Origin of the sequence: Pseudoalteromonas sp. SIMBA_162 (genome assembly GCF_046535955.1) — a bacterium.
Lineage (GTDB): Bacteria > Pseudomonadota > Gammaproteobacteria > Enterobacterales > Alteromonadaceae > Pseudoalteromonas > Pseudoalteromonas marina.
Genome location: NZ_JAWJBQ010000024.1, coordinates 35,896 through 47,298, shown reverse-complemented (window position 1 = coordinate 47,298; position 11,403 = coordinate 35,896). Strand labels below are relative to the sequence as shown.

Genomic DNA, 11,403 nt, shown 5'->3' with positions numbered 1-11,403 from the left:
GCTCCTCGAGATACAGTTTATGTTTTGGTCAACACAACTGTATCGAAAAACTCGAGGAGCTTTCTATATGATTATCAGATCTTGACTTCAGACATTTAAAATCTTCAATGTGTACAATTGGCTGTTAGTTCAGCCACTAAGTTGAGTCTCGTTACTTGCAACATTTCCCCTATGTTTAGCCTAATTGTAATATGGTATTTTCAATGAATTTGTTTATTAAAAGCGATTTTTGTTCCTTTTAAATGGCCAGTCGCTCTTGCCGTTCAGTAACTTTACCTTGATGTGTATGTTCAATTTAACAATATATCTTACTTTACTTGTTAGTTGAGTTTCGTCTGGTACAATCAGTCAGTTATTCGCGTAAGCGAAACGTTGTAGATTAATTCGAGTGGGAATTGGATGAGAATTTTTAAAGCGAAAAGCCCAGCAGGATTTGCTGAAGAATACATAGTTGAGTCTATTTGGAATGGCGATTTCCCTCCAGGTTCAATTCTACCAGCTGAGAGAGAACTCTCTGAGTTAATTGGCGTAACAAGAACCACATTACGCGAAGTGTTACAGCGTTTAGCGCGAGACGGCTGGCTAACTATTCAGCACGGCAAACCAACAAAGGTTAATAACTTTTGGGAAACGTCGGGCTTAAATATATTAGAAACGTTAGCACGTTTAGATGAAGATAAAATGCCTGAGCTGACAGATCAGCTATTGTCTGCACGAACAAATATAAGTGCTATTTATACCCGTGCTGCAATTAAGCTTAACCCTGAGCGTGTCATTGAAATTTTATCATTAAGTCACGAACTTGAAGATACGGCACAAGCATTTGCTGATTATGACTATAAAGTGCATCACGAATTGGCCGTTGCAGGTAATAACCGAATTTATGTTTTAATTTTAAACGGTTTTAGAGGGTTCTATTCTAAAATTGGTTGTCATTACTTTTCAGATCCGGGTACCCGCGAGCTTGCCCGCCAGTTTTATAAAGATTTAACTGTATTAGCGCAAAATAATGAGCACGACGGTGCAATTTCGATGATGCGTAAATATGGTCATCAAACGGGTGAAATTTGGCAGAAAATTCGTGGCGATATGCCGTCGGATATAATGGACTAAACATTTTAAAAAAACCTGCATATGCAGGTTTTTTTGTATTTGCGGTGTTTTAATTTAATGTTCGGTATTTTCGATTGCCCACATCGGTAAATACGATTATCTTTTTTAAAAGTTTATATCTAATATACAAAACAATTATGTGTAGGTGCTATTGGTTTTTAACTTTTAGCGCCCATATATGTACCAGCATTGCGAAAGCAATTGAAAACAAACTCAAAATATTTGGAGAATAAAATGGGTGTATTAGTAGGCCGCCAGGCACCAGACTTTACCGCTGCAGCAGTTTTAGGTAATGGTGAAATTGTAGATAGCTACAATCTACACGAAACAATTAAAGGTAAAAAAGCTGTAATCTTCTTTTACCCATTAGATTTCACGTTTGTATGTCCTTCTGAACTTATTGCATTTGATAAGCGTTTTGAAGAGTTTAAAAAGCGTGGCGTTGAAGTAATTGGTGTTTCTATCGATTCTCAGTTTTCTCATAATGCATGGCGTAATACGCCTGTAGCTGACGGCGGTATTGGTAAAGTACAATACGCATTAGTTGCAGACGTTAAACACGAAATTTGTAAAGCATACGACGTTGAACACCCTGAAGCGGGTGTTGCATTTCGTGGTTCGTTCTTAATCGACGAAGAAGGTAACGTACGTCATCAAGTAGTTAACGATTTACCACTAGGTCGTAACATTGACGAAATGATCCGTATGGTTGATGCACTAGCGTTCCACAGTGAGAACGGTGAAGTTTGTCCTGCTGGTTGGACTGAAGGTAAAAAAGGTATGGATGCAAGCCCTGAAGGTGTTGCTAAGTTCCTTTCTGAAAACGAAGGCGAGCTATAATTTAGCCCTTTTGTTTAAATAAAAAAACCGCCAGTTGGCGGTTTTTTTGTTTGTGTAGCGTTTAGAAAGAAAAGCTTACTTTAGTATAGATATAACGGCCGCGTGGGTTATGAACACCCGAGGCGTAGCCGTATAAATCAGAATCACCGTCACCAATTGCAAATGGTGGCTCTTCATCAAATAAGTTATTAATACCTAACGATACTTTAGCAGAGTCAGAAACACGGTAAGACGTTTGTAAGTCAACCAGTGTTTGCGAGTCAACCATACGTGATGTATTAGTATCGAAATCTAAGTTACCATCGAAGTCGATATCTGGTGTATCTTCAAACTCACCAACATAACTAATGTTTAAGTTAGTGTTAAACGCGCCCATTTCCCAGTTAGTTGAGAAGATAAAGCGGTGCTCTGGGTACCCATATTCACCGGTATAATCGCGGCCATCTTTTTCAAATTTATCTTGGTATGCCCATTCTAAATTGAATTTTAATAAGCCTAAATCGTCAAGCGAGTGATTGTAGTTTGTTGAAATATCAACGCCCGACACTTCTTGCGATGATACGTTTTCAAAGGTGCTAAATATTTTTTGAATAGTACCTAACGCATCGCCACCATTTGGTGATAAACGAACACATACTGTGCTGTTTTGGTTATTACATTCAGAGGCGTAAATAGGGCCAAATTCTTGCTCGTCAATTTTGTTATCTTGTGTGATGCTCCACACGTCTACGCTCAGACCAAATTCGGCTGTTGGTGCCCAAATAAAGCCAACGTTCCAAGATTCAGATTCTTCTGGTTGTAGATCGGGGTTACCTGCAAACTCAATATTGTAATCAAGTGCGCTACAGTCTTTCCCTGTTGCTTGACAGCGGTACGTGTCTACAAAAAACTGACTTTCTTGAGATGGACCTAAACCAACTTGTGCAAGAGAAGGGGCTCTAAAGCCTTGCGCCCATGAACCACGAACCGTAATTTCATCGGTTGGTGCCCAGCGAAGTGCAACCTTTGGATTGGTCGTGGTGCCAAAGTCGCTGTAGTCATCGTAACGACCAGCCAGTTGTAGCTCTAGGGTTTCTGCAAGTGGAATTGAAAACTCAACATACGCGGCGTACTGGTCTCTGTTTGCTGATGCTGATACAGATTCAGTACCAAATATTAAACCTCGTTGGAATTGATCATCAGGGATGTCGCTGACGTCTTCTTCACGGTATTCGATACCTGCGGCCATCATCACAACATCGTCGCCAAAGCTAAATGCTTCACCAGTAATGTTTGCGTCAAATGAAGTCATATGCGATTCGCCACGACGAACCAGGCTGGTGGTAATTCTGTCTACAACTGCCGGATCGTTGTATGTACCGCCGAATGGGTTGTAATTACCTGCGTCAATTTCTTGTTGTAAGAAATCAGTACGAACCCAACCTTGCGAGCGGTCGCCGGTTTGCATTGATTTACTGCGACCTTTTTGTACTGCTGTTTCCCAGCTCCAGTCGTTAATTTCGCCTTTTAAGCCAGCTACAATTCGCATTGTGTCTGATTCAATATCCCATTGGCGGGCACCCGCGTCTACAGTACGGTAGCGGCCAATTTCGATGTCTTGCCCAAATGGGTTATTAGGGTGATTTGCTGGTACCGTTAAGCCTGCATCTTCGTCAAGTGGGGTTGGTGCACCCGCTGCAACCGACGTATTGTGCTGAACGGCCATTTCTAAAAAGCCCGTAATGCCATTGTCAAAACGATATTCAAATTGCGATATTGCACCAATACGCTCAGCAGCTGGGGCTATGTAGCCAAACGGGCCATAATCAAATAAACAGCTTCCGCTTGCAGTTGCGTTTTCTGCTGGGCAATCTGGGTCAATTGTTTTTACACCATCAACGTAAAAGTAGCCAGGGAAGCCACGAGATGAACGGAAATCTTCACCGCCATAAGGAGATTGGTTTGCGGTGCCTAAACGGCCCATTTCATCTGATGAAAGCGATGTGTTTTTAAAGTAATCAATGATTACTGACGCACTGCTTTTTTCGCTAGTGGTACCCCAAACAACACTTGCTGTCGTTTCTTCATAGTTAGGGCCGTCAGTTCCGCCGTACCCTAAGTTTACTTCTACGCCATCGATATCTTTTTTCAAAATAACGTTAACAACACCGGCTACAGCATCAGAGCCATAAATTGCAGATGCTCCGTCTTTTAAAATATCGATTCGTTCAATAGCCGATACTGGAATGCTGTTTATATCGACAAATGAATTAGTTATCCCTTCTGCAAACGCACTAATTGAGACTCTGCGCCCGTTAATCAGTACAAGTGTTGCGTCGGCACCTAAGCCTCGCAAGCTTACAGCGGCAGCTCCATTTGCCGTCGAGTCTTGGTTGTTACCACGTGTAGAAAAAGTACCACTGCCTGCAACAGGCATTCTTTCGAGTAGTTGTTGAAGGTTATCGTAACCCATGTTTTCAATATCGGCTTTACTGATTGATTGCACCGGTGATGGGCCTTCAATGTCAGAGCGTTTAATACGCGAGCCTGTAACTTCAATGCGTTCTACTTTTTTTGCTTCTTCAGCGGCGTAAGTTGTTGTTGTAAAGCCCGCTGATAATGAAAGTGTTGCGCCAATAATAATACTTGGCGTAAATGCAATTGATTGCTTCATCCTTAAATCCTTGTTGATATGTAATAAGTTTAGTTGCTCAATACCAATCCTTTTAAATTGTTAAATAAATCCCATATTTAAGCGGATTGATATAACAAGCGACGACATTAATATCATGTAACTTAAGTGTTAGCAATGAGACTGAAATGTGATTTTAGTATGGGTTTTAGTGTGATTTTGGATGATTTTAAAGCAGATATTATGCGCTGAAGCAGGTTTAAATAGGCGCATATGCTTTATTTTAGAAATAAAAAATACAACCTTAATGAGAGTAATAATTAAATTAATTGATTCACAATAAAATTGTAATAAATTATTTATAGGTATATTTAGGCTGAATAATGGTTTTGTTGTGCATTAATAAAACAAATGGTGCTAGGTTTTTTTATAAAAAAAAGCCTAACTGAGTTAGGCGTTTTATTTAAACTTTGTGCTTCATTAAGCGCTCTTTTTCGCGCGACCAGTCTTTATTTTTACCGTCTTCGCGTTTGTCATGCATTTTTTTACCTTTTGCTAAATGAAACTCAAGTTTCACCCAACATTTTTTCCAATACATGGCTGTAGCCACTAGTGAATAGCCGTCACGTTCAGTTGCTCCCACTAAGCGGTCTAGTTCTCGTCTGCTTAGTAAAAGCTTTCGGTAACGCATAGGGTCGCAAATAACGTGAGTAGAGGCACTATTTAATGGTTGAATTTGACTACCAAGTAAAAATGCTTCGCCGTTTTTAAGGTGTATATAAGTTTCAGAGATATTTACTTTACCAGCTCGGATACTTTTTACTTCCCAGCCTTGTAGTTCGACACCTGCTTCAAACTTATCGTGTAAAAAATACTCATGTCGCGCTTTTTTGTTTAGCGCGATGGTATTGCTTGTCGATTTTGATGAATTTTTCTTAGCCATAGTGCCCTATAATATACGTAATGTGAGATGTTTTACATCGATTTTTAGTAATGATTTTAAAAAATTAGATCTAATTTATGCGTCATGAAAGTTTGGGGAAACGAACAAAGCTTGCTAAAATTCTCCCACACATTTGGGAGTGAGTATGCCACAAATAGAAAAAAGTGCGCTGGTTATGTACAGCACTAAAGAAATGTTTGATCTAGTTAATGATGTAGAAGCTTATTCTCAGTTTTTACCAAATTGTTCTGATTCAAAAATTGTTTCGCAGCAGCATAATAACATGACCGCGAGTATAGAAATATCTAAGGCGGGTATAAAAAAGTGGTTTACCACCGAAAACACCTTTATAGACGAAAAAACCGTGTTATTAAAACTGGTTGATGGTCCATTTAAAACGCTTAAAGGGCGTTGGCATTTTCAAGCATTAGATGCCCATGCATGCAAAGTTTATTTAGAGCTTGAATTTGAATTTTCGAGCAAAATTATTGAGCTCGCGTTTGGTAAAATTTTTAATGATGTTGCAAAAAATATGGTAAGTGCCTTTACTTCGCGAGCTAAAGAAGTATACGGAGCGCGAATATGATTAACATTGAAGTTGTGTTTGCTTTACCCACCACTGCAACCTGTTTATCGCTTGAGGTGCAGCCGGGCTGCACGGCCGAACAAGCGGTTATTCAGTCGGGTATTATTGAAAAGTGCCCTGAAATAGACGCAAATGCACTTACATTAGGTGTATGGAATAGAACGGTTAAGGCAAACTACGAATTAAAAGATGGGGATCGTATTGAAATATACCGTCCATTAATTGCAGACCCTAAAGATGCACGAAGAAAACGCGCTGAAAAGGCAAAAGAAGAAGGCCGAGCCAATAAAATAACGGGCGGTCGCCCACTCGAGCGATAATTTAGGTATAAAAAAAGGTAAGCAAAGCTTACCTTTTTACTTTAGCGTCAATATTATTGTTCTAAAGGGGTGTTAAAATTTTCTGGCTGATCGTAGTCACCTGAAAGCGAAACAAGTTTTTCATTTTCAAAGTTAATCACTAGCTCTTTATGTTGCTCGTTTTCACGGCCTTTATTGAAGCTGTAAACATAACGCCATGTGTTGTTATCAAAAGCATCTGTGGCAATAGGACGGCCTAATACATAAATAACTTGGTCTCGAGTCATGTTTACACGAAGCTTTTCAACATCCGATTGCTCTAAAAAGTTACCTTGAGGGATGTTTATTCTGTATACCCAGCTAGAGCAACCTGCTGCAGAGCTAAGTGTTAAAGCGACGATAAGCCAAAGAGAAAAAGTTTTTAACGACTGCATTGTTTGTTGTGATCCTTATTTTTTATAATCTGCATGATACCGATTAGTCACTGAAGGTAAAACCCTTTTAAGCAATTGTTTTGAGTTAAGGGTATTAAGGTAATATTTTGACCACCAATAATGAAAAAAGTTTACAAACCCTAGAGCCAAAAACACATACTTCAGGCACTTTATGGCACTTGTACATAGTGCAAACACGGTTTGGGCACTGGTATACCGGCATTACTACTAATGTAGATAAGCGCTTTGCAACGCATCAAGCGGGTAAAGGGGCGAAAAATTTAAAAGGTAAAGGGCCTCTTATACTTATTCATCAGCAGGAAGTTGGGAGTAAAAGCGAAGCGAGTAAGCTTGAGTGTAAAATAAAAAAGTTACCAAGGGCAAAAAAAGAGGCTTATGTTTCAGCGTTTAAATCATCATAATGATGGTGCGCTAACTGTTTAATAAAGCCCTCTATTGCGAGTACGGTACTTACATACTTAGGTATATCAATGTGCTGTACGGTGTCTTTAGTTGTGTGGTGATGAGTGTCGTGACCCATTCCAAAGTAAACATACGGTATGTTGTTTTGCGCAAATGAATAATGATCGCTTGCCTTATGCCAATCAATATTTTGTGATTTAATTAGCCGATTCATTTGTTTTGACGAATAGACAGGTTTGATTGTTATTTTAGTGTTATTTAAGGCGGTGAATACGGGCTTAAGTTTTTGTTTTAATGAGTAGGATGTTAATGCATACACGCGGGATTTATGTTTTTTCACCCCAAGCATATCTAAATTTATATTCATTAAAACGTTATTTGAGTTAAGCGTTTGTGCAAAGTGTTTACTGCCATGTAAGCCATTTTCTTCTGCGTCAGTTAATACAAATACCAATTCGTAAGGGAATTCTTTATTTTGTAACGAAGACGCCAAGTAAAGCAGGGCAGCAACGCCTGTTGCATTGTCGTTTGCCCCAAAATAATATTTTCCACCTCGCTTACCAAGGTGATCGTAATGGGCTGTAATAATTATTTTTTTACGTTGTGTAGATTTGGTGGGGACTGCAATAATATTAATGCCTTGTGCATGCTCAAAAATGCCTGACTTATAAGTAAACGTTTGCTCACTTACATTTAAGTTAAACTTAGAAAGCCTACTATGTAGGTATGCTCGCGTGTTTGCTGCACCTTCTGTTGCTGTTTTTCGGCCCATGAGCGCATTGCTTGCTAAATGGTTTAAATCATCAATAAGCTGCGTGTGTAGGGCACTTCCATAACTATTAGTGCACACACATATTAAAATTAAGCATAAAAAGTATTTAATGGTCATAGTTTTGCTGTTAATAAAAGTAATGCGTTTAATTTACTCTCATAACGTTTTTTGTCATGTAAAAAGTCAGCTTTTTTGCCTGCTTGTTCAAGATGGTATATCGCTTTTTGGGTGTTTCCCCATTTAAAGTACACGCTAGCTTGACCAAAGTGGCTTTCGTGTAATGAAGGCGCAAGGCTATAGGCTTTTTTATAATGTGCTAATGCAAGTGCAAAATTAGATTGCTCAAACTCTGTATTACCTAGGGATACATGGTAATAAGGGTTGTTTTGACGCTTGATGTGTAATTTTTTTAAGATCCCAGTGCCTAACTCCGAACGGCCTGTTAGCTGATACAAAACAGCCAAGTTACCTTGTGCACTATTGTTGTTTTGATTAAGCAATATTGCGTGGGTGTAGGCTTTTTCAGCTTCAGTTAAGTAGTTTAATTGTCTAAACAATACACCTAAATTCCCCCACCCAGCACTGAAATTAGGGTCGGCTTTCACTGCATTACGAAAGTAGTTATAAGCTAAGTCGTACTGCTTATTAACAAGTGAAATAGCCCCTTTATTGTTATAAAACATGGCTGTAATAGTGTTTTTACTAATAGGTGTTGTTTTAAAGCGAGCTTGGCGGCTATTAGGGTCAAAGTCTATTATTAAGCGTTTTTTGCCTTGGTAAACAAATATCGACTGGTTAGAAGGTTCAGTGGCGATATCAATACTTAAGTTAATGTGGCCTGTCAGTAAGTTAAATCCATTGTTAAGAGCCCAATATTCTGGGATATGAACTTTATTAAACCGTGCTTTTATACCTAAATAGTCAGCAAGGCTATACGCTAAAATAGAGAGCGATAAGCAATTTGCATTTAAGTTTTTAAAATTTGTGATGCGGTGAGGGTTGCCCCCGATTGATATGAAAGCGAATCATCACCATTTTTAAGTAAAAAGCTCAATATATTGTGTGCCAGCGTTTGGGCAGATTGCTTACTTTTTAAATGGCTTTTGAGTTGCTGCTTGAGGCTGTCGCTAAGAGTAAATATTTCTTCTGGTGATTCTAGAGTATGTGACTCAAACGAATTTATTTGGAGCAGTTTAACTGGTGGTGCGACAAGCGGTGTTGAACTGCATGCGTTCAGCGTAAACAGCCCTACAAATATGATCAAAAACTTAAATTGATTGGTTTGCATAACCACCTCCAAACTAATTGTGGTCGCAATTTTGTTTAGAGGAGGCGTTTAATACCAATTCGCGTTGATATCAACCCATTGGGATCATTGATTAAGCGAATTGGTATAATTCAGAGATTTTAACGGTGTTTTTCAAAGGTTGCCACTAAGGCATCTAATGTTTGAGCGCTGCTTGCTAGGTCACGAATAGCTTGCTCAGTATTCATCTGCTCACTCATGGCGTTGTCGCTAATTTCGCTAATTTGTTCAATGTTACGCCCTACATCGGCGACTACATTACTTTGCTGTTCGGTAGCCGTTGCAATAAGCGTTGCCATGTCATTTATTTGATTAGATGTTTCGCTAATCACATCAAGCAACTCAACGGAGTTTTGCATGGCCCCAACACTTTGCTGTGCTTTATCTTTTGACTGGCTAATATCTTTTACTACGTCATCTGATATTTGGGTCAGCTCTTCAATCATTGATTGAATTTCGTTAGTTGATTGTGAAGTGCGGTTTGCCAGCGCTCTTACCTCATCGGCAACAACCGCAAACCCTCTGCCATGCTCACCAGCACGAGCAGATTCTATTGCCGCATTTAACGCCAATAGATTTGTTTGTTCTGAAATACTGCGAATCGCATCAATAATACTAGCAATATCAACCGTCTTTTTAGAGAGCAGTGACACTTGCTCTGTTATGCCGTCAATGTCGCTTGCAAGCGCAGAGATGGTTGCCTGGCTTTGCATTACCTGATTGTGGCTTTGCATTGTGTTTTCGCGACTGCTATCGGTAAGCTTGGCGGCGTTAGCTGCGCTTTGAGCAATCTCTTGCACTGTTGCACCCATTTGGTTAATGGCTGCGGCTACAGAAATAGTTTGTTCTTTTTGGCTGTCTATAGCCTGAGAATTACGTTTAGCTTGTTCAAACACATGGTCAGAACTGCGCTTTATATCATGGCTTTCTGTAGCAACTTGGCCAATGGCTACTTCAATTTTACTAATAAACTGATTAAAGCCCGCGCTTAAGTTATTAAGCTCGGCTTGGCTTGATTCGGGTAACCTGTATGCTAAGTTTGCGTCGCCAGAACCTAAACGAGAGAATAATTCGCCCATTTTAAATAATGGTGAAGACAACGAGCGCGCTAACAAGTAACTAATTAAGCTGGCAATTAAGGCAATGATTAGGGTAAACGTAAATATTTGCCACTGAAGTGTACTTACACTTGCAAATACTTCACTTTTTGGAACTTGGGCGACAATAAATAAATCGGTATTTTCTATCGGGGTTGCTGCTACAAGGGTGGCTTGGCCATCAAGATCGATTTCTTTTAACCTAAATCCGTTTGAGCTTAATATTTCATTACTAATATTGGCTTCATAAACAGAATCAATATTAGCTTTGGCTACTTTGTTTGAGTCTTTATGTAGTTGAATAAGGCCGCTTTTGTCAGCAATAAATACAAATCCTGTTTGCTCAATTTTAAATTGTTGCAGTAGCTTTTGCATGTCAGTGATGCTTTTTGCAAGCCCTGCTAAACCTTTACCATTCACTTGTTGGTGGTTAATGAACATTTTTACGTCGTTCACTGACTCTTGGTAAATACTGATAGAGTAGGGTTTTCTTGATTCTTTGAAGGCAAAAAACCACCCATCGGCTTCATCGTTTTTTAGTATGCGTAAAAAGCCTTCTTGATTCCAGTATTGTGCGGTGTTTCGGTTAGCCCACGATGCAGTGGCTAAGTCGTATTGTTCTACCAAGCGGTTTAGCTCTTTTAAAAGCAATGCATCGTTATTATTAGTTTCTGCCCATTGTAAAATAAATTCATTTGATGAAAGTTGCTCTGCAGCACCAATTAGCATGTTTATTTCACCGCCAATGTGGTTACTAATTGTTTGCAGCTTACCTGGTAGCTCAGACTCAATCATACGTTGTTCTATTATATCTTCAGAACTGTATAACGATGTAATGCCAATGAGTGCTGCAACAAAAATAGCGATGCCACTGCCAAGTGCTGTGATTTTTTGAGTAATAGAAAGGTTTTGTATCATTTTATAATAATTTTTTACAACGAAGTAGAATACGATGTTAGCACACAATTTATTTAGAGTT

Annotated in this window: 10 protein-coding genes and 1 pseudogene; 5 read left to right on the top strand and 6 right to left on the bottom strand. The window is 39.2% G+C overall.

Annotated elements, in window-relative coordinates:
* Window positions 1–399 precede the first annotated feature (399 nt).
* On the top strand, window positions 400–1,113 hold the full coding sequence (fadR, locus tag R0J88_RS15950; protein WP_006793939.1) for a fatty acid metabolism transcriptional regulator FadR: 714 nt from the start codon (window positions 400–402) through the stop codon (window positions 1,111–1,113).
* A 234-nt stretch (window positions 1,114–1,347) separates the two neighbouring features.
* Window positions 1,348–1,953, top strand: coding sequence for a peroxiredoxin (locus tag R0J88_RS15945; protein ID WP_006793938.1), 606 nt, complete (start codon window positions 1,348–1,350; stop codon window positions 1,951–1,953).
* 61 nt (window positions 1,954–2,014) lie between these two features.
* On the opposite strand, the gene R0J88_RS15940 is transcribed toward R0J88_RS15945, so the two are convergent.
* Both R0J88_RS15940 and smpB read right to left on the bottom strand, forming a co-directional pair.
* Window positions 2,015–4,606, bottom strand: coding sequence for a TonB-dependent receptor (locus R0J88_RS15940; protein ID WP_039038522.1), 2,592 nt, complete (start codon window positions 4,604–4,606; stop codon window positions 2,015–2,017).
* Between the two features lie 421 nt (window positions 4,607–5,027).
* Window positions 5,028–5,507 (bottom strand): SsrA-binding protein SmpB, encoded by a 480-nt coding sequence (gene smpB, locus R0J88_RS15935; RefSeq protein WP_006793936.1) that lies wholly within the window; start codon window positions 5,505–5,507, stop codon window positions 5,028–5,030.
* A gap of 145 nt (window positions 5,508–5,652) precedes the next feature.
* Here smpB and R0J88_RS15930 point away from each other — a divergent pair, with 145 nt between their 5' ends.
* Together R0J88_RS15930 and R0J88_RS15925 are read left to right on the top strand one after the other, a co-directional pair.
* Complete coding sequence (locus R0J88_RS15930) at window positions 5,653–6,093, top strand: SRPBCC family protein (protein ID WP_410900415.1); 441 nt, start codon at window positions 5,653–5,655, stop codon at window positions 6,091–6,093.
* The gene (locus R0J88_RS15925; RefSeq protein ID WP_138527437.1) at window positions 6,090–6,413 is read left to right on the top strand and encodes an RnfH family protein; all 324 of its coding nucleotides are present in this window, start codon (window positions 6,090–6,092) and stop codon (window positions 6,411–6,413) included. The genes R0J88_RS15930 and R0J88_RS15925 overlap by 4 nt, the downstream gene beginning before the upstream one ends.
* Before the next feature lie 53 nt (window positions 6,414–6,466).
* Here the strand turns inward: R0J88_RS15925 and R0J88_RS15920 are convergent, their stop codons facing one another.
* The gene (locus tag R0J88_RS15920) at window positions 6,467–6,826 is read right to left on the bottom strand and encodes an outer membrane protein assembly factor BamE (protein WP_006793933.1); all 360 of its coding nucleotides are present in this window, start codon (window positions 6,824–6,826) and stop codon (window positions 6,467–6,469) included.
* A gap of 107 nt (window positions 6,827–6,933) precedes the next feature.
* On the opposite strand from R0J88_RS15920, the gene R0J88_RS15915 reads away from it, so the two are divergent.
* On the top strand, window positions 6,934–7,248 hold the full coding sequence (locus R0J88_RS15915; RefSeq protein ID WP_006793932.1) for a GIY-YIG nuclease family protein: 315 nt from the start codon (window positions 6,934–6,936) through the stop codon (window positions 7,246–7,248).
* Here R0J88_RS15915 and R0J88_RS15910 read toward each other — a convergent pair.
* The 3 genes and pseudogenes from R0J88_RS15910 to R0J88_RS15900 all read right to left on the bottom strand — a co-directional run bounded on the left by R0J88_RS15910 (window position 7,221) and on the right by R0J88_RS15900 (window position 11,342).
* Window positions 7,221–8,138: a M20/M25/M40 family metallo-hydrolase gene (locus tag R0J88_RS15910; RefSeq protein WP_410900414.1), complete on the bottom strand. Its 918-nt coding sequence runs from the start codon at window positions 8,136–8,138 to the stop codon at window positions 7,221–7,223. The two genes, R0J88_RS15915 and R0J88_RS15910, sit on opposite strands and share 28 nt — an antisense overlap.
* Window positions 8,135–9,309, bottom strand: a pseudogene (locus R0J88_RS15905) (tetratricopeptide repeat protein). Before R0J88_RS15905 ends, R0J88_RS15910 begins: the two are co-directional and overlap by 4 nt.
* Before the next feature lie 119 nt (window positions 9,310–9,428).
* Entirely contained in the window at window positions 9,429–11,342 is a 1,914-nt protein-coding gene (locus R0J88_RS15900) for a methyl-accepting chemotaxis protein (protein ID WP_410900413.1), read from the bottom strand.
* Window positions 11,343–11,403: the final 61 nt, after the last annotated feature.

Bases quoted from the DNA above. Each gene is read 5' to 3' on its own strand.
- fadR (WP_006793939.1), top strand. From the start codon at position 400: ATGAGAATTTTTAAAGCGAAAAGCCCAGCAGGATTTGCTGAAGAATAC.
- R0J88_RS15945 (WP_006793938.1), top strand. From the start codon at position 1,348: ATGGGTGTATTAGTAGGCCGCCAGGCACCAGACTTTACCGCTGCAGCA.
- R0J88_RS15940 (WP_039038522.1), bottom strand. From the start codon at position 4,606: ATGAAGCAATCAATTGCATTTACGCCAAGTATTATTATTGGCGCAACA.
- smpB (WP_006793936.1), bottom strand. From the start codon at position 5,507: ATGGCTAAGAAAAATTCATCAAAATCGACAAGCAATACCATCGCGCTA.
- R0J88_RS15930 (WP_410900415.1), top strand. From the start codon at position 5,653: ATGCCACAAATAGAAAAAAGTGCGCTGGTTATGTACAGCACTAAAGAA.
- R0J88_RS15925 (WP_138527437.1), top strand. From the start codon at position 6,090: ATGATTAACATTGAAGTTGTGTTTGCTTTACCCACCACTGCAACCTGT.
- R0J88_RS15920 (WP_006793933.1), bottom strand. From the start codon at position 6,826: ATGCAGTCGTTAAAAACTTTTTCTCTTTGGCTTATCGTCGCTTTAACA.
- R0J88_RS15910 (WP_410900414.1), bottom strand. From the start codon at position 8,138: ATGACCATTAAATACTTTTTATGCTTAATTTTAATATGTGTGTGCACT.
- R0J88_RS15900 (WP_410900413.1), bottom strand. From the start codon at position 11,342: ATGATACAAAACCTTTCTATTACTCAAAAAATCACAGCACTTGGCAGT.